The organism is Pseudomonas corrugata, from assembly GCF_050920615.1.
GTDB lineage: Bacteria > Pseudomonadota > Gammaproteobacteria > Pseudomonadales > Pseudomonadaceae > Aquipseudomonas > Aquipseudomonas corrugata.
On record NZ_CP130434.1, the window covers coordinates 3,495,749 to 3,514,043 of the forward strand.

11 protein-coding genes are annotated in these 18,295 nt (G+C 58.9%); 6 read left to right on the plus strand and 5 right to left on the minus strand.

Features of this window, described 5'->3' with window-relative positions:
- Positions 1 to 318 precede the first annotated feature (318 nt).
- The gene (locus tag QZH45_RS15765; RefSeq protein WP_053194000.1) at positions 319 to 1,527 is read right to left on the minus strand and encodes a methionine gamma-lyase; all 1,209 of its coding nucleotides are present in this window, start codon (positions 1,525 to 1,527) and stop codon (positions 319 to 321) included.
- Between the two features lie 124 nt (positions 1,528 to 1,651).
- Between QZH45_RS15765 and QZH45_RS15770 the strand changes: the two genes are divergently transcribed.
- The gene (locus QZH45_RS15770; protein WP_041022790.1) at positions 1,652 to 2,122 is read left to right on the plus strand and encodes an Lrp/AsnC family transcriptional regulator; all 471 of its coding nucleotides are present in this window, start codon (positions 1,652 to 1,654) and stop codon (positions 2,120 to 2,122) included.
- A 146-nt stretch (positions 2,123 to 2,268) separates the two neighbouring features.
- Here the strand turns inward: QZH45_RS15770 and QZH45_RS15775 are convergent, their stop codons facing one another.
- The 4 genes from QZH45_RS15775 to QZH45_RS15790 all read right to left on the minus strand — a co-directional run bounded on the left by QZH45_RS15775 (position 2,269) and on the right by QZH45_RS15790 (position 12,256).
- A complete protein-coding gene (locus QZH45_RS15775; RefSeq protein WP_024777204.1) occupies positions 2,269 to 2,547 on the minus strand; it encodes a hypothetical protein in 279 nt (92 codons plus the stop codon).
- A 368-nt stretch (positions 2,548 to 2,915) separates the two neighbouring features.
- Complete coding sequence (locus QZH45_RS15780; RefSeq protein WP_053194002.1) at positions 2,916 to 8,372, minus strand: WGR domain-containing protein; 5,457 nt, start codon at positions 8,370 to 8,372, stop codon at positions 2,916 to 2,918.
- Positions 8,360 to 9,562: a M48 family metalloprotease gene (locus QZH45_RS15785; protein WP_024777202.1), complete on the minus strand. Its 1,203-nt coding sequence runs from the start codon at positions 9,560 to 9,562 to the stop codon at positions 8,360 to 8,362. Before QZH45_RS15785 ends, QZH45_RS15780 begins: the two co-directional genes overlap by 13 nt.
- 1,113 nt (positions 9,563 to 10,675) lie before the next feature.
- The gene (locus QZH45_RS15790) at positions 10,676 to 12,256 is read right to left on the minus strand and encodes a hypothetical protein (protein ID WP_432783361.1); all 1,581 of its coding nucleotides are present in this window, start codon (positions 12,254 to 12,256) and stop codon (positions 10,676 to 10,678) included.
- A gap of 425 nt (positions 12,257 to 12,681) precedes the next feature.
- On the opposite strand from QZH45_RS15790, the gene QZH45_RS15795 reads away from it, so the two are divergent.
- Genes QZH45_RS15795 through QZH45_RS15815 form a run of 5 tightly spaced genes read left to right on the plus strand, consistent with a single transcriptional unit; the run spans position 12,682 to position 18,285 of the window.
- Positions 12,682 to 13,539, plus strand: coding sequence for a hypothetical protein (locus QZH45_RS15795; protein ID WP_432783362.1), 858 nt, complete (start codon positions 12,682 to 12,684; stop codon positions 13,537 to 13,539).
- Positions 13,540 to 13,560: 21 nt separating this feature from the next.
- Positions 13,561 to 14,568, plus strand: a complete 1,008-nt coding sequence (locus tag QZH45_RS15800; RefSeq protein WP_432783363.1) for an HAD-IA family hydrolase — start codon at positions 13,561 to 13,563, stop codon at positions 14,566 to 14,568.
- Positions 14,565 to 15,047: a gluconate 2-dehydrogenase subunit 3 family protein gene (locus tag QZH45_RS15805; protein ID WP_432783364.1), complete on the plus strand. Its 483-nt coding sequence runs from the start codon at positions 14,565 to 14,567 to the stop codon at positions 15,045 to 15,047. Before QZH45_RS15800 ends, QZH45_RS15805 begins: the two co-directional genes overlap by 4 nt.
- A complete protein-coding gene (locus tag QZH45_RS15810) occupies positions 15,044 to 16,699 on the plus strand; it encodes a GMC oxidoreductase (protein WP_432783365.1) in 1,656 nt (551 codons plus the stop codon). Before QZH45_RS15805 ends, QZH45_RS15810 begins: the two co-directional genes overlap by 4 nt.
- Positions 16,696 to 18,285: a glycerophosphodiester phosphodiesterase gene (locus tag QZH45_RS15815; protein WP_432783366.1), complete on the plus strand. Its 1,590-nt coding sequence runs from the start codon at positions 16,696 to 16,698 to the stop codon at positions 18,283 to 18,285. The genes QZH45_RS15810 and QZH45_RS15815 overlap by 4 nt, the downstream gene beginning before the upstream one ends.
- The last annotated feature ends 10 nt before the right edge of the window (positions 18,286 to 18,295 follow it).

The following is an 18,295-nucleotide window of genomic DNA, read 5'->3' on the forward strand; positions in this document are numbered from 1 at the left end:
ATCAAGCGGGGAGGAGGCCTGGCGCTATCTGTCCTGTCAGCTCATCTGACGGGACAGCGCCCCGGTCAAATGAGCGGCTGTTTCTTGGATTTCTTGGCAACGGACACGCATGCGCATGCCTGGGCGCAGTGGCCCTCGGCAGACAGCATGTGGTCAGTGGTGAGAATCATGGTTGATCCGTTGCGAAGAGGAACTGCTCGATAGTGCACAGGGAACGGTGGCTTGGTCAACTCTGCAGCGGAAAATTGATCACGCAGTTCGGTTGGGCGCCATGCTCAACGGCGTGACAATCCACGAGGGGATAAGCGGTGGACATGTTCAACCTCCTTGAGCACAGGCATCCAGCGCTTGGGTGATGTCGGCCAGCAGGTCCGCGATGTCTTCAAGGCCCACCGACAAACGCACCAACCCCTCGGAAATCCCGTGGTGCGCACGCTCTTCAGGCGTGTAGGTGGAATGGGTCATGCTGGCTGGATGCTGGGCCAGGGACTCGGCGTCTCCCAGGCTGACCGCGCGGGCGAACAACTCCAGTGCGTTCATGAAACGCCGGCCGGTGGTCAGGCCGCCCTTGAGTTCGAAGGCGATCATGCCCCCAGGCAACTTCATTTGCCTCGACGCCAGGTCGTACTGAGCAAAGGAGGGCAGGCCGGGGTAAGCGACCCATTCGACGGCCGGGTGCGCGTGTAAATACTCGGCGATCACCTGGGCGTTGCTACAATGGCGTTCCATGCGCAGTGACAGGGTCTTGAGCCCGCGCATCAGCAGAAAAGCGTCCTGAGGCGACATTACCGCACCGGTCAGGTCCTTGAGGCCTTGCAGGCGAATGCGGTCCGCCAGTGGATGACTGGTAACTACGATGCCGGCCGTGATATCGCCATGGCCACTGAGGTACTTGGTGGCCGAATGCACCACTACATCCGCACCCATTTCCAAGGGGCGTTGCAGGTATGGAGTGCAGTAGGTGTTATCGACCACCAAGGTGACATTCCGATGATGGTGGGCAATCTTAGCCACCGCGCAAATGTCGACCAACTGCATGTTCGGATTGGCCGGGGATTCGAAATAGATCATGCGCGTCGAAGGACTGATGGCATCGCGCAGTTCGGCCAGGTTGGACATGTCAACATGACGCACCTTGACGCCAAACTCGCCGATACCGTGGTGCAGCAGGGCGAAGGTGCAGCCGTACAACGTACGGTTGAGAATGATCTCGTCACCGGGGCGCAGCAGGGTCCAAAAGGTCGCGGCAATGGCTCCCATGCCGGAGCTGAAGGCCACCGCCGCCTCGCCGTTTTCCAAAGCCGCCATGCGTGACTCCAACAGAGCCAATGTGGGGTTGGAGATCCGCGTGTAAAAATGCCCGGATTCTTCGCCGGCGAAACAACCGGCGCCGTACTCGGCGGTAGGGAAGGCGAACGTGGAGGTCAGGTAGATCGGCGGGATCAGTGCGCCGTTGTGGTCCAGCGGCTTATAGCCGTGATGGATGGCGCGGGTGGAAAAGCCCAGTTCATTGTTTTTATTGTTCATGTTGGACGCTCCTGTATTTCCTACAATGCTATGCTCAATTTCAACAAGAAAAATTCCAAATTGACCCAGAAATAACCCATAAATTGGAATAAAGGCTCCGGAAAACAAAATTAGGAGGCAAGACATGCCTAGCGAGCTGGATCGTACCGACAAGGCCTTACTCGCGGCCCTGCAAGGCAACGCCCGGCTGACCATCGCCGAACTGGCCGAACATGTGGCGCTGACCACTTCGCCGTGTTGGCGCCGGGTGAAAATTCTTGAAGAGAACGCAGTGATTACCGGCTACCAGGCGATTCTTTCGCCCAAGGCACTCGGCTACGGCGTCACCGCATTTGTTAGCGTGATGATGGAGTCCCACAGTCAGGAAATGGCTCGATCCTTCGAACAGCGCCTATTGGAAATCCCGGAGATCGTCGCCTGTCACAACGTTTCCGGACGCTACGATTTTCTACTGGAAGTGGTGGCCAAAGACCTGGAGTCTTTCGGCGAGTTTGCGCGAGAGGTGCTGCAAACCTTGCCGGCGGTCAAAGAGATTTATTCAAGTTTTTCGTTCAAATCGGTCAAGCCCTCGCGGGTGATCCCGGTGCTGGGCTGAGCGCGGTATTACCTTTTGATGTTTGTCCGGGCAGGCGCGTTATTTGGAGTGAAGGCCAGGTCGCAATATGGCTTCGTTAGCGAAGCTGATCACTTCAAGCACAGATGAGCTTGTCCACCTGTGCGCTGCGCAGTTGAGGAGGGCCCTCAGTTGAATACGTCGATGGTTCCAATTGCGATAGCCGCCACGAACATGACCAGGCACGTACCGATGCTCCAGCAGATGGACGCTCGCTGGTTGTCGCCGTAGTCGATATACAACAACCCGCACAGCAGGTAGGTGGAGGCTATAAGTGGGCTTAGGAGATGAACGGGCTGGCCGATGAGACCAGCAATGGCCATCTCTTTTGCGCCAATGCCATAGTGGCTAGCGGTCTCGGCCAGGATCGTCATAATCCCGAAGTAGAAAGCGTCATTCGTCGACACGATCCTTTGTTGAACAAGTGGGCGATGTCAGATGTTCATGTGTCGGTCAAGGCGCCGTAATAGCTGGATAGCATTCTATGAATGGGAATGGTTGTTCATCTATACGTGTTCATGAACCTTGTTCGTCCAGTACAACGGCAGCAGCGTCTGCTTGGAGATGGGCAACCTCGAATAGGAAGGAAAGACATCGCCGTGGTTCACGAAGAGTCCTGAAATCGCTATGTCCGGCGCCTTGCTCTAATTGTGGAGCCGAATGTTCATAAATTGATGCTCATGAGAGACAGCTCTCTAGGCCCCCCCCTTTTTCGGACCGCTGCAGCGCGTTCAGATTGAACGCGCTTGTCTGATTCATGCTGGACCGACTCAGCTCACCTCGGGGTGAATGAACCCGCCTGCTCTTGATACCCTTTGCGTAGTTTCTCCCCGATCAGCTTTTCCGCTTCACGCAAAGCACGTTCGGGACTGTCGAGGGACTTGATCAGGGTCTGACCCTCGGTGCCGATACGGCCAAAATTCACCGTCACCTCGGCCTCTGCGACACCAATACGCCAGAACTTGTTGGAGTTGCCTTCACCGAAGGTGAACTCGCGCATCAAGGGTGTCGCTTCAGCGGTGACAGGCGGCTCAGCCTCGATCTCGACGCTTTCCTCTACCGACTCCGGTTCCGGCAACGCAGGGGCTTCCTCACCCCGCAGGAGCGTTTCGATGCGATTGAGCACGTCTTCCGGATCGCGCAGCCAGTCATGGCTAAGCACGTCGATGATCTTCCAGCCAAAACTGCGCAGTACCGTCGGGCGGAAGATGTAGCGCTCACGCACGTCAGTGGCCGATGCGGTGTCGCCGTCCAGCAGCACGCCGAGGCTGAAGTGTTCGCCACTGGCGTCACTGATCGCCAGGTCACAACGGAACTGAGAACGCCCGACATATTCCTGGACCGAATGCCCGCGTTTGCGCAACGCAGCGGCTAGGGCGCTGCGCAGGTGGTCCTTGGGCAGGCTGACGGCAAAGGATTGCTTGGCGCCTGGATTGAGGTTGGCGAGGATACCCTGGGAGCGCGGCGCATCCCCAATGGCACTGGCCTGGGCAAACTGCAGGAACGCACGCAATGCAGCGGCACCATCGTTGTGGGTGTTGGTGATGGCCTCGGACTCAATGCTGGAGACGATCGCCATGCGCTTGCGGGCGCGACTGAAGATCACATTCAGGCGTTTTTCCCCGCCACGCTGGTTGATCGGGCCGAAGTTCATCAGCATCTTGCCGTTCGGCCCTGGCGCGTAGCAGATGCTCAGGATAATAACATCACGTTCGTCCCCTTGGACGTTTTCCAGGTTCTTGACGAACAGGCCATTGAATTGCCCGGCATCTTCACGCACATACTCGCGCTCAAGCCGTGTGGCAAAGGCCGAGTCGCTGCTGGCCAAGTCTTCCAAAGCCTGCTCGATAGCGCCTTGCTGGGCCTCGGAAAACGCCACGATGCCCAGGCTAAGGCCGGTCTCGCGTTGCAGCAATTCACGCACCAGGTTGGCGATATAGCGTGCTTCGGCCAGGTTGCTGCGGCTGAGATAGACACCGTCGCTCATCTTCAAGAAGCTGATCGGGCTTTCCAACAGCGTATCGGCACCTTGGATCACGGCCTCGGTATCCGTGGAGTCCAGCGCGGCGTGGGCCGGGGCAGGGCGCTCGATGCGACGGTCGGGAATGGTGATCAACCGCCCTTCATAGAACGCCGCGTTGGAAAAACTGATCAAGGCTTCGTGGCGGCTGCGGTAGTGCCAGGCCAGCAGGGTCGCCGGCAGGTTACGCGCAGCTTGACTGAGCAGGCTGTCGGCATCAAGGTTGATAGCGATCTGTTCGCCGTCCTCCATGGCAATCAGTTCGTTATCGTCCTGGTCGCCGGCACTGGAGAAGAAGTTGGTCGGTGGCAACTGCATCTCGTCACCCACCACAATCACCTGCTGCGCACGGCTCAAGGCCGGCACGGCTTCTTCGCTGGGGATCTGGCTGGCTTCGTCGAAAATCACCACGTCAAACAGGTCCGGCGTCAATGGCAGGGTGTCGGACACTGACAGTGGGCTCATCAACCAGATGGGCTTGAGGTCGTTGATCACCCGGCCACTGTCACCACTGGCCATTTCACGAATGGAGCGATAGCGCATGGTCTTGCCCAGCTCATGCTCCAGTTCACGGCGACCCTTGGCGTAGGCCTTCTTGAACTCGCGCGCCTGGGCGTCCAGTTGCGTCACCGACATCGCCGATTGCTTCACATGCTCCAGAAAACGCTGGTGCAGCGTGGCGCTGAGTACGTGAGCGTTGCTTTTGAGCAGGTTGCTTTCTGCCTGGCTGACCTGACGCGCAGCCAAACTCAAGGCAGGGCCATCGAAGCGGGCCAACTGAGGATTGGCGCGGTACAGGCGGGTCAGGTTTTCCTGGGCAATCAAACCGTCCAGTGCACGTTGCGCCAAGGCGTACTGTTGCACGACCGCGAGGCAGACAGGATTGGCCTGGTGCAGCTCATTGAGCAGGGGCAGGGTATCGGGCAGTTCGTCGAGTTCTTCACGTAGATCGCGCAGGTATTCCGCCAACTCGCCCAGGCTTGGCGCGGGGTCGAACACACAATGTTGCGCGACCACCTCGGCCAGGCGCGCCAACGGCTGACGCAGGCTGGCTTCCTGGCGCACGCCGGGCAGGGCATCCGGGTTACCCCGCAGGCTTTCGACCCACTGGCGCAACAGCGGTGATGCGCTGAGTTGCTGGAGCAGGGCTTGCAGGTTGTGCACGAACAGGTCGATGTCCGGGATTCCATAACGGCTTTGCAAGCGTTGCTGCTCGGCGTGCAATTGGGCCGTGGCGCGGTGCTCGCCCGCCAGGTTGTCGAGCACACTGCGCAAACTCGGGCGAATCGCGTGCTGGCTGAAGTCGTAGCGTCGTTGCAATTCACCGCGCAGCCGCCACCAGGCGGGTTGCAGCCAACGCAGCGGCGAGCTTTCCAGCCGCTGTACCAGCTCGAGGGCCGCCTGGGTGTCCTGTGGTGCAAGTTTTTCACGCCAGTAGTGGGTGGATTCGCGGGCGTTGTGTTGCTGCACAGCCAGTGCCTGCAACGCCGCTTGTTCGGCATGCAGCGCTTGAGAGCCTGATGAGCCTGGCTCCAGCAGATCGAGGTGCGCGGCCAGGTTGGCGCTGGTCAGTTGTTCGGCGGCCTGGGTCAGTACGCACGCATCTGCCAAGCGAGTATTCCCGGACAGCAGGCTCGATGATGACTCCAGAAACAGCTCGACACTGTCCATCAACCCACAGGCTTCATCCAGGAACGCCTTGAGTTGACCGTACGCATGTTCATGGGTAATCAGGCTTGAGGCCAAATGGCTGAAAGGATGACGTGCAAAGCTGTCGAGACCGAAACGTTCTTTGATCGCCTGATACACGCGGCCGGTCAGCTCGCTTTGGGCCTGCCAATGACGCCACTCGGGCAGACGCTCCAAGGCTTCGGGTGGCAGCTTGGCAAGCACGGGCGGCAGCTCGATCAGATGACGCACCAGCTCGCGTCCCGAGCATGCCAAAGACTCCGGCACGCCCGTCATGGCCTGTTCAAAACGCTCGATCAAGCCCAGCTGTTGGCTCAGGCCGGCCAGTAAGGTGTCGCGCCGCGCTTGCAACTGCGGCGACTGGGCATCGCCGGCGATCCAACGCTCATAGCACTCGCGCAGGTTACCCACGAAGGCTTTCTTATCGGTCTGGGAGTCATGGATCAGGCAGCACAAGTCGCCCAGTTCACTTTGTTGCAGGCGATGGAATACCACGTCCAGCGCCGCACGTTTCTCACAGACAAACAGCACTCGCAGGCCGCGACCGGCATAGTCCGCGATCAGGTTGGTGATGGTCTGGGATTTGCCCGTGCCCGGCGGCCCCTGAATAATGAAGTTGCGCCCGGTGCGGGCCAGGCTGACGGCAGCATTTTGTGTCGCGTCGCCGGCCACCACGTTCCACTGTTCGGGTAGTGGGATAGGGTCGGGGGCCTTGACCTCGACGTCCCGAGGCTCGATGGAGAACATCCGGTCAAACGCTTCGTTCTGCGCCGGTTCGTCGATCAACTGCGCATAGTCACGCACCAGCGACATCTTGCGATAGTTGAAGTTGGCCAGGGTCACCTGGGTTAGGTCGATGTCCCAAGCGTAGCGATGGCCCTGGTTCTCGGGCAGGGCGAAGGTGCTGTTTTCGGCGCTGCTCGCAACCATCTGAGGATGTTGATTGCGCAGCACAGGTTTGGCGCCTACGGCCAGGCGCAGCGGCAACTCACTGGGCAGGACCTTCTGCTGGAACCATTGCAGGCCCAGCGGACGGAAATCTTCGCGGTCGTAGCTGAAATCCGGTTTCACCAAAGGCGTCGACAGGCGCTGGCGGGCACGATGGCGCTGGAAGTGGTGCAGATGCTGCACGGCCTTCTGGTGGATCAGCTCGATTTGCGGTTTGCTTTGCAGGCGTAGCTCGACCCCGGGCTCGGTCAGTTTGATCTGGCGCGCAATATCGGCGTGGATGTCTTCCAGCGAAGTCTTTTGCAGGTCGACGGTTTCCGGCAATCGGATATCGTAGAGCTGACGCAGTTGATGGCGCAGCACCGGGTTGAATTCGGCCTCGGTTTCGTCGCACTGCAACACGAACTGATCACGCACGCCTTTCTTGCGACTCAACTCCACTGGAAGCCACAGCAGCGGGGTGACGATGCGTTCTTCCGGCGTGTCCTTGAGGTTGTGCCAGCGCATGAAGGCCACCACCAGGCGCAGGTTGCTGAAACCGAACTCGGCGCGGTCGCGGCGGGTTTCCTGGATGATGCGCTCCAGCGACGCCTGCAACCAAGTCTGGTCTTCAAAGCGCAGCCACTGTTGCAGGCCAACGGGCTTGCCGCTCAGCACTTGCTCGGAGAATCCGCCGAAGGTCGGCTGCCAGGTGCACAGCGCTTCGGGCCGGATGCTTTCAATGCGCATCACCAACGGCACGCTAGCCACGGTCAAGTTGACGTTGGCCTGGGTCGGCCGGAAATACAGCAGGCGATTGCGCCGCGAAAGGTCAAACAAGCGGTTGCGCAGATGTTCCAGCACCACCGTACGCCGCGACGCCGGGCCTTCAGCCTGGGCCAACACACGCTCGACATCCAGGCTGGCCGGCTGTTCGCGCCAGGACTCCAGGCGCCGCGCCAGCGAGCCGACATCCGTGGCACGTTCGTGGCGGTTGAGCTCCGTCATCTCGACGATCAGGTTGGCCAGCACCGGGTTGAGCCGGCCATTGAGCTGGAACAGGTTACGGCGGTGCCGTGCAAACGTCTTGAGGTCATTGATATCGGCAAAATCCAACCCGCACGCCAGACACGCCAGTAACTGACCAAGCTGGAATATGTCGGTGATCTCATCGTGGTGCCCGAGGCGATGCTCCCAACTGTGCAGGTCCGGAAGGAACACCGGGTGGTCGATAGCCTGATGCAGATCCTCCTGGACCTGCAGGTCGGTAATGGCCACGCCACTTTCCGAATCCCGGGTCAGGCGGACTTTGCCGACGACGTTCAGCGCCGATTCCGGATTGGGCTGCACCTGCTTGATCGCTTCCAGCGCCAGCCGCGGCGGCACACCCTCAGGATTACGCAGTTGCAGCGTGCGTTCCGGTCCCTGCAGCACATCGAGATAACCGAGCTGGGCGACACGTCCCAGTTCGTGAAGTTGTGCCACTTGACGTAGCAATGGCAGCGCCAGGAACAACACATCGTCGATGGGCACGGCGGCGCCATCGTGGCTCTGCAGTAATTGAGTGAACGTGACGGGTTGGATTACTGGGTCCATGTGTCGACCTCCGCTTTGAGCGCGCGAACGAGCGGGTCGAGCTCACGTTTGGGTAATTTGATATCGCGCTTGAGCACGCTGATAAAGTCATCGGCGCTGCCGAGTTTCTTCGCGGTGCGCGCGGCATGCAGCAGAGCCTCATCCCGCAAGTCACGGTCCACGAGGCTCAGGTCGAGCATGATGAAGTGCAAGTATTCATGGATGCTGGTGTCGATGCGCTCGGCATTCAACGTCGTCAGGTCGAGTGGCGTTTCGTTGTCTTTCCAGTCCGGGAAAAAACCACGTACCTGATTGAGCACAACCTCGGATTGCAACACCGGGGAGCCGATGAAATGGGCCATAAAGCCGCGGGTGAGGGCGGTCAACTCGACCTGATCGGTCACATCCAGGCGATTGAGCGACAAGGGCCCGCGCAACCGGCGATCCAGCCAGTTATCCGTCTGCGGGAGTTGCTGCCACCAGCTGTCCACCGCCTGGGAGCGCAAAAACGTCTCCGGATGGGAAACGCCCTGGGACAGCTGCGCATCCTTGCCATCCAGCTCGCGGGCCTGCTTCAAGTAACTGGCCGCATCGACGCTCACAATGCCGGTGTGAATCTTGACCAGCGAGGTAATCGACGCCTCCGACCCATTGGCCACCAGTGCCGCGCCGCGGTCGGCATAGATCTCAGTGTGCAGGCTATATAGACGTGCAGTCTGTTCCAGGCTGGGCGGCGTATTCACGTCGGCCATGGCGTGATTGAGAATCCGCTCGGCGGTGAGAAAGTCGCCACCGTGCTCCGACCACAGTCGGTAATGAGCCAGCTCGTGCCCAAGCAATGCCAGCAGTTCCTGGGCGTCCAGACGCTCAAGAATCGGCCCATAAAACACCACATGCACCTCATCGGCCAGGTAATACAGGCTCGCGTTCATCGCGCCGTCGCCGGCCTGGTAAAGGGTGGCGGGTGCCTTGATCTGCAAGCACTGCAACGCCTTTTCACAGGCTTGATAGGCCTGTGGATGGGCCTCGGGGCTCAGGCGATAAGTATCTCGCAGTAACTGTGCACGCACATCTTGAGCATGTTCCTGCTGAACACCCAAAGACGATGCCCAGTTCCAAACGACAGGTTCATGGGTCTTCAGGTAATCAACCACACGTTGCTGGTAAGGCAGTGGTGTCAGGTTGCTGATATCCAGCGCGGGGGGGCTCATCGTTCAAACATCCTTGAGGATACGGCTCCATAACTGCGACTGCGCAGCAGAGATATGGGCTGGCATCCCGGTATCAGTGATTGGCAATAAGCGCGGAGCATACCTAGGGGGCAGGGAAATTACTTGTGAAACTGCATGTTACCTGGCTCAAGAGCTCAGGCGACAAACCAAATACGCATCGTTTAACATAATATACATTATGCGTAACAAAATATTACCAAGCCTGCCTAGTCATGAACGCACATTGCTGTCGAGAACAGCTAAAAATGCGAAAGCTGTCATTTAAAAATGCCACCCTAGATTCAAGCGCTTACGAGCAACCCGCTTCGTCCACGTCGATCCCTGCAATTAATTAATGCGACATTTTAGCGATCTAGGATCGCGCGCCCGTCCGCGCTTATTCGTTCTTTGCCACACGGTGAGTGTAAAAAACACCGGCGAACTCCATATGGTGCGTGATGTTTAACTCATTGAATTTTCAACGTATTAGTAGAAATCTGGCTTTTTGGTTTTTGCCGCGCTAACCCGTTCTATAGAGTTCCTTGGGACAGGTAAAAAAGCGATTTTTTGAAAAAGACCGTCTTGCGAGTTTTTGTCAGTTAAAAATGATACTGACGCTGTGTGAAATCTGTAGCGTTGAACATGGGGTCTGTTAACGAATTTCAAGCACAATCCTTCGTGGAAATATCAATTTCAGCTATTTACAGCCAGATGCGGAAGGTTTGGGGGTAGACACCCTGTACTGCTTCCACCCAAAAACCTGATAGGTGGAGGTAGGCGCCGCCCATTTTCATCAACCAAAACGATGTCCATGATGAACGTGGAAGTCTCAACGTATTTCTTCATTGATAGGTACCCCATAAGATTTTAATCTTGAGAATAGACTAGTCGCTATGGGACGTTTTGCGTAACTCAACCAAACGGCTATTTAGTTGAGTTAGATTTACATCCATTTTATGGCGAGTTCAGTCACCGTTTCAGTGGCCCTATCTAGATCGTCAGGAAAAATGGTGTAGAACAGTTAATAGATCATCACTTTACATAAAAATGCACGTGCAATGTACTCAGCAAGGTTACCTACTCTAACCCGCCCTCCCCCCTTTTTTTTGTATTTTAAAGGATGTCATTGATATCACCGGGCATCTCAAATCGCATACTTATAGTCCGGTCATGCGCTACAGCAGTCTTATCAACATCAGACGTGATGTTAAAAGGCACAGATTGAGTAGTATCGTTTTTGATAAAGTCCATGACTTTCAGCATTGTCTCAATTTCGGCAGCTTGAGGACTCTCTCCACCGTGCACCATACCGCCGACATGACCATCATGTGGGTGCTGCTCGCCATGTGAGTCAAGGCTCACACCAAGGAACGGAGTGTCGGTAATCACCCAGGGTGGGTTAACTTCAAACCAATCGATACCAAGCACTTGTTGGCGCTTGATTTTTCCGGGGTTAGCGTTTTCTTGAGCTTTAAACCAGTCGTCAATCCGATCGTCGACCCAGCCATGAAGGCGCCAAAAAACCGGGTTTACGTGAGATGAGTAAAACTCACCAAGGTAATCGTATTTTGGGGAATTCCACTTATCGGCAAAATCGAAAGGGCCTCGCTCGGAGGCTTCTCCTGTTACCGGATCTACTACCAGCTGCCCTGTTTCGGGATCTCGAGCTGGTGTAGCCCATCGATTGTGCATCGCGTTATGAATGGTGAACTCAAGCAAATTGCCCAATGCCCCAAGACTTAGACTGGCGAGCGTCGTAGGACTTTTAAACTGCAGCTCCCACTGCCGCATGACACTTGCGAAATAATCCGAAGATTTTGCCCACTCGGAGGTGGAAGGGACCATGTTGCCGGACAGGGTGAGATCTTTCCTATAGATCACCTCACCCGATGCGATTTTGACTGGAGCATAAACAATTTGGGCAATATCTGGAGACGGAATATTTTTCCAGGAAGTGGGAGGGGGTAAACCTTCTCGGACATAACTGTCATGCACCATCTTGATCATCCATCGGTGCATGAAAAGAAAATCCTCTCCAGCCCCATTGTCGAGAATCAAGCTACCTCCTTGGTCTTTAGACTTGCGAGGCGGACGCTCGACCGCCCAACCAAGCTTGGTGATGTCAGCATAGGTATCGGGGTTCTTAAAATTAGGCCACCCTCCCCGCACGGTATGCCATGTAGCATGCCATAGCCTATGCCACTTGCTTGAAAGCATGGAAAGGACTGATGACGATAAACCGACACCTTCAATATCTCTTGGCTCAACGAACTCTCTCTGTATTGCAACGACACTTGCTGTGAACCCGGCAGCATCGTTACCGTGATCTTTGGCACGCATGACCGAGCCGACGAGGCATGTACGGCGGCCAGTCGTTTCGGGCCATTGTGGTGCGAGCGTTAAGTCATAAACATAATCGTAGCCCTCAGTGGAGGATCCTTTGGCCCCGGTGCCGTGGAGGCGGAGAATTAACGGCTCACGAGAGACGACTTGGCCAGTAATACCCATTACCCCGCGCTGAGTATCATCTTCATTTTCGGGCCAAGAAAGGCTCCCGGTAATGGCACCCCCAAGGTTAGAAAATATCGTCATTTCGGCCTCAGCAAACTGAAGCTTATTGAAATCGACAACAATGGCCGGTTCGTTGATGAAACTACGGTAGGTATAAGTTCCGACCAGCTCGAACGGTTCCATTGAATTATTCCTTATGATCAGCCATGCGGAGGAGCATGGCCCAGGAAGGTATAGCAGAGCTGCGTTGAAAATATCCGCCATCCCGGATTGCTGATTACGCGGCCCAAAGGCTCGGTTTCCCCTGCCAACGATTCGCCCAGCACCTCGCGGGGCAACATGCATGACTGGGGTCAGGTTGATTCGCCAATTCTTACCAGAATCGAAGTCGAAAACTCCCACTTGCTTTGACCTTGTATCTTCAGTGGGTAGTGCTATACCTAGCCAATATGGTGGCGATTTGCCTATGGGGCTAGCCATCGAATCGCGTCCTGACCGGTAACGACGATTGGGTCGCAAACGCGTATTCAGTTATTTCCTAGAAGTGCCGGTGGATCCCACCACGGGTGCGCTGATGTAGGAGGACGCGGTGGGAAGGTAAGCGAACAATGCTCCTACGTGATGCGCTTGTTCTGTTCTCCACCGACTGGCAGCTGGATCTCCCCTCGCCTTGGCGAAGCGTCCTGGGTTCAGTCGAGCCCGCCGCCGCCGACGTCGCATCCTTCCTGACATTCGGGCCCGAGCCGGTGTTTCCCGCACGACGCGCAAGTCCGCTACCGGACGCCCGGGCAGACGCCCACGTGTTCCGTGCTTTCGACGGCCTGGCGCCGGAGAAAGTCCGGTGCATGCTTGTCGGCCAAGACCCTTATCCTCGCATTGCACGCGCCACTGGCCGCTCGTTTGAACAAGGCGACCTCCAGACCTGGCCCGCGAAATCCAACGAGATAGCGCTTAGCCTCCGATGCCTGGTGCAGAAGCTTGCACAGTCGCGCACTGGTAAATCGGCCTATGTTGCCCAGGACGGTTGGTCGACGGTCATGGCCGACGCGATGTCGGGCGCACTGCCGCTCGAGTCTCCACAGTCGCTGTTCGATCACTGGCAGCAGAACGGCGTGCTGTGCCTGAACGCCGGTCTCACGCTGACCCGTTATCTGCAAGGCGGCGCGCCAGAACAGGCGCACGGCCATATCCCATTCTGGGCGCCGGTGGTTGGCGGCGTGTTACGTCATCTGGCGGCGCGGCAGGACAGGCCGGTCGTTTACCTGCTGCTGGGCGGATACGCGCAAACGCTGGCACAGAGGATAGGCATCCGCCAGACCGCCGAAGCCGCAGGTCGCTGGGGCGTCGAAGTGGACGAGGTACGTCTGCTGCATCCCGCCGCGCAAGGGTTCCTGTCGGGCCCGAACCCCTTCGATGAAGTGAATAAGAAACTCGTAGCGCTGGGCGAAACCGCGATCAACTGGTGACACCAAGGAAAGGAGGACGCGATGGCTAAGGCCGTATTCTGCGACATCCGCGATACGCTCGGTATCGTCGACTACAAGGGCCACTTGGTCCTGTACAGACCCACGAGCGTCGACTTGCTCAAAAGTCTCAGAGACATGGGGTTGCGTGTCGGGCTAATCACCAACCTGCCCAGCGACGTCTCGACCCAAGAAGGCTTACAGATGGTCAAGGACGCCGGCATCGACGAGTTCATTGATCCCGATGGCTTCGTGACCAACCACGACGCCAACGCGGGCAAGCCGGACCCCGCGATATACCGGTTCGCCGCCGCGAAGATGGGGCTGCTCACAGAGGACTGCATCTTCATTGGCGAGAATCTGTCCGAGGTAGTCGGCGCACAGGCGGCCGGTATGGGCGCGGTGCTAAAGCCATTCCCGCCGGGCCGGGAGTTCCTCCAGAAACCGCTCGCCGCCGGCCAGATCTCGGACACGTCCAGCGGCCGGCTGAGCGAAGTCCTTCTGGAGGAGGATCACCTTATCGCCAAGCGAATCGTGCTGAGCGCCGTCAAGCTGAAGGAGAAGCTGAACGCCCTGGGGCCGACCGACGAGGTGCGCACGTTACTGCGGCCCATGGGCTTAATCGTCTGGCTCACCAACAACTTCGTGGACACCTACCACCACCGCAAGGAAGAGGAGGTACTTTTCCCATTCGCGATGATGTGCGGGGTCGATCCCGCCGACTTGGCCGGCACCCTGGTCGATCACGACCAAGGGCGGGCCTACTTCCGGGCCATGGGCGCTGCCTACCGGCGCGTCTGCATGGGCAATCGGGCGGCCACGGTCGAGTTCGCGGCCCTACTGGGCGCTTTCGCGAACCTCTACAAGACCCACGGCAAGTACGAAGACGACATCCTCTTCAAGAAGATCGGCGACCGTCTCAGCGACCAAGACGACGCGCTCATGGCGGACCTGATCGGCCGGATCGGGCCGCCGGACATCACGCTCTACATCAATCTGATCGCCATGCTGGAGAAGGAGCTGGGTCTATGAGCTGGACACAGACTTCGCAGGCCGAAGGCTTGACGCCGGAACAACTTGCCCAGCTCGCGGTGCTCATGGATCGGTTGCTACCGGGTGATGCACGGCGCGGGATTCCGTCTGCAGGTGAGGTTGGCGCTGCCAACTTCGTTAGCCGGCTGCTGGGGCGCACGCCCGACGTCTACCATGAGACGTCGGCTTGGCGGACGCTCTATCCGATTGCATTGGCAGGCCTCGACGGCTATGCACTGAGCCAGTTCGGGCGTCCGCTCACAGGGCTTACGCAGGCGGAGGTCGACTTTGTACTGAACGGCCTGCAGGTCAGCGGACTGCCCGGCATCGCCGCGGCTGACCAGAAGGTCTGGTTCAAGACACTGCTCCGACATTGCTACCAGGGGTGTTTCGGCGATCCCCGCTGGGGCGGTAACCGTGGGGCCAAAATGTGGCGGGCGATCGGGTACCCGTTGCTGCCGGCGACGGAGGATGCATGATGGACAAGACCTATGACGCTATCATCGTTGGCAGCGGCGCCGGTGGCGGCACCGCCGCGCGGGTCCTGACCAAACGCGGCTGGAACGTCCTGGTGCTGGAGAAAGGCGACTGGCGCCACCCCGACGAGTTCCTGCCCTTCGACGAGATTCACTTCAGCGAGCACAAGGCGTTGATCCCACCGATCGAGGACGGCCAAATCTGTGTCGACCCCGTCGATCCGACCAAATCGCGACCGGTCGAGCGCTGGTGGATCGGCAACATGGTGGGCGGCTCCACGATGCTCTGGGAAGCGAACCTGCCCCGCTACACCGAGGAGGATTTCACCCTCTCGAGCGTAATGCCGCAAAAACCTGCGGACGTTTCGATGCCCGACTGGCCATGGCGGTACAGCGACTGGCATCCCTACTTCGAGATGGCCGAATGGGAGTGGGCGGTTTCGGGCCGCACCAACCAGAGCCCCGCGCAGGAACCAACACGGGCCGGCTACGACTACCCCATGCCACCGATTCGGCAGCACGGATCGACGCCGTTCCTGGTCGAGGCCTTTGGAAAGGCCGGGATGAAACCCTACTTGAGCCCTCGCGGCATCAACTCGCGGACATTCGATAGCCGCCCTGCTTGCCCGTTCTGCGGCTTCTGTCAGGGCTTCGGTTGCGCGGTGAACGACCGGTCGAGCAGTACCAACACCGTGCTCGCCCGCGCGCTGCGAACCGGCCGATGCGAGGTTCGCACCGGGCACTACGTGACTAGCATCGTCCACGAAAAGGGTAAGGTCGTGGGCGTCGAGTACATAACCGAGCGTTTTGGCGTGCGGCAGGTCATCAAGGCGTCGCGTGTCTTCGTGTCGATCCAGGCGATCGAGTCGGCTCGGCTCTTCCTGTTGTCAAAGGTGCCCAATCCCAACGTCGGCAAGTACTTGACCTACCATACAAAGGGTACGGCCGAACTGACCTTTCCCGGTCAGCCGGCATGGAACGAGGGGCCGGAGGGTATCTTCCAGCCTAAGACTTCGCTGGGTAGCCTGCAGCTGCGAGACCTCTATGTGATCCGCGATCCGAAGCGGCCTGAGCTAACCAAGGGCGGGAAGTTCTCGATCTACGACCCGATGACGGTCGCGCCTCCGATCAAGTGCATCTCGCGCACCGGCGGCGCTGGAAAGCTCGCTGGCGACCTCTGGGGCGCCGACCTCGTGAACCGTCTGGCCGAACTCCGGGATCAGGGCGGCGTGCAGTTCTCGTTTACTGGCGAGACCATGTCGATGGAGTCCAATCGCGTCGAGCTGGATCCGAAGGCCGTCGATTCCTGGGGCGTGCCGATGGCGAAAGTCTTCTACAAGCACCACCCGTACGACCTCGAGATCAGCAAGTACTGCCTGGAGCGGGTGGTCACGATCATGGTCGATGCGGGCGGTGAGCTGCGCAAGTTCGATCCTCAGAAATTTGCAAATGAAGGCTACGGCCACAACCACGGCACGCTGCGTGCTGGCACCGACCCACAGACCAGTGTCCTGGACGCCAACTGCCAGTCCCACGACGTGAAGGGCCTCTACGTGCTCGACTGCGCCTTCATGCCGACGGCGGGTGCGTCGAATCCGACGCTCACGCAGATCGCCAACGCAATTCGCGTCTGCCAGTCGGTTCCTGGGCCATGACGCGTTTAATCGCCCGCCGGGGGGCCGCCCGGCACGCACCCGAGAACAGTTTGGTGGCGCTTCTGAGCGCCTATACTGCCGGCGCAGATGGCTTGGCCATCGAGGTGCGCCGCACGGTGGATGGCCAACTGGTGCTGGCGGCCGACGACGACCTCTCGCGCCTGACGGGAACAACGGTGAAAGTTTCGACGTCGACCCTGGCGGATCTGCTGGCACTGGACATGTCGGAGACCTTCCGCCCGCCAGCATCGCCAAACTTCCACTACTACGACCCGTCCGTCATCGGCCGCAAACTACGGATCGCTACCCTCCATTCAGTGTTGACCGAATTGCCGCACGACCTGGACCTCGTGGTCGCGCCGTTGCCGCCGGAGGGCGCGGCTGATGCAATGATCGGCGAGGTCGTGAGCCTGCTCGCCCTGCACCGCGTCCTGGATCGTGTCGTGCTGTGCGTCGAAACTGCGGCGCTGGCGGCCAAAGCGCGGGCGGTCGCGCCCGAAACGCGGGTGGTGACCTTCGCCGATGAGACCGCCTATTTGAATGGCATTGTGGACGGTTCGGTCACATCCCTCGACGACCTATTCGATGCGGACGGCGGACTGACCACTCGCGCGCAGGCTTTCAAAGCTGCATTCGAGCATGGCGGTCGTCTCGGCGTGCTGGTTCAGCCCTCGGTACCGACGCTGTCGGCGAGCGACTGGACGAAGCTGGCGGCACACGCCTGGATCTGGGGGGCGCTCACCGACTCACCCCAGGAGCCGGGCGTGCGCCCCGGCGGTCTGACGCACCTGGACACCCAGTTCGCGGGAACTCAGGTCGACACCACCCAGATCGCTCTAGGCTATGCCAAGGCCAACCGTTTCGCGTGGATCCGGCAGCAGGATGGCGTCCACATCAACATTGCACCCTACGACGACCCATTCCCTGCCGCACCGACCACGCCCGAGGAAGCGAGGCTTCAGCGCCTCGAGAACGGCCTGATGTATACAGCCAAGGACTGGCCGTACTACTCCGGCGGCGGCCTAGGCACCGTGGTTGGTATCCGGGGCGATTTCGTCGCCGAGACGCAGTACCACGTCGAGGCCGTAGGCCAGGCCACGACGCTTGAGATGGCTGCCACGAACGTGGACCCTGGCGCCCATCAGGCGACGCCTGCGACAACCTTCCGCCAGAAGGACAGCTTCTACGACCCGCATGGTGCGCCGCCTTACGTGGGCGTCGAGCACGATGAGGACGACGGCTACCGAATTAATTGGAACCTCGGTGTCGAGTACGACAGCAATCAGTACGGCAAGCCCGTGGGTGACGGTCGTTCTCCCCGCGGAGCGCGAATGCGCCTGGAGCGTCGTGGATCGGTATTCACGGCTTACTACCGCGAAGGTGTCGACGCAATGGACAACCCTCTGGGGCCGTCCGACTGGGTCGCAGTGGGCGCAATCCGCAACGAGTCGATGAACCCCACGGTCTTCCTGCGCTGCGCTGGCAAGCGCTGGCGCCAGGAACGCGAGGACGATCCTGACAAGTACATGCCAATCCTGGCCAACAGGTTCCTGTTCAAAAGCCTGAAGGTCCGTCGTTTCCCCTAACTCAGCCGGA

Excerpts from the sequence above, each read along its gene's own strand:
- QZH45_RS15765 (WP_053194000.1), bottom strand. The coding sequence starts at position 1,527 with ATGAACAATAAAAACAATGAACTGGGCTTTTCCACCCGCGCCATCCAT.
- QZH45_RS15770 (WP_041022790.1), top strand. The coding sequence starts at position 1,652 with ATGCCTAGCGAGCTGGATCGTACCGACAAGGCCTTACTCGCGGCCCTG.
- QZH45_RS15780 (WP_053194002.1), bottom strand. The coding sequence starts at position 8,372 with ATGGACCCAGTAATCCAACCCGTCACGTTCACTCAATTACTGCAGAGC.
- QZH45_RS15785 (WP_024777202.1), bottom strand. The coding sequence starts at position 9,562 with ATGAGCCCCCCCGCGCTGGATATCAGCAACCTGACACCACTGCCTTAC.
- QZH45_RS15790 (WP_432783361.1), bottom strand. The coding sequence starts at position 12,256 with ATGGAACCGTTCGAGCTGGTCGGAACTTATACCTACCGTAGTTTCATC.
- QZH45_RS15795 (WP_432783362.1), top strand. The coding sequence starts at position 12,682 with ATGCTCCTACGTGATGCGCTTGTTCTGTTCTCCACCGACTGGCAGCTG.
- QZH45_RS15800 (WP_432783363.1), top strand. The coding sequence starts at position 13,561 with ATGGCTAAGGCCGTATTCTGCGACATCCGCGATACGCTCGGTATCGTC.
- QZH45_RS15805 (WP_432783364.1), top strand. The coding sequence starts at position 14,565 with ATGAGCTGGACACAGACTTCGCAGGCCGAAGGCTTGACGCCGGAACAA.
- QZH45_RS15810 (WP_432783365.1), top strand. The coding sequence starts at position 15,044 with ATGATGGACAAGACCTATGACGCTATCATCGTTGGCAGCGGCGCCGGT.
- QZH45_RS15815 (WP_432783366.1), top strand. The coding sequence starts at position 16,696 with ATGACGCGTTTAATCGCCCGCCGGGGGGCCGCCCGGCACGCACCCGAG.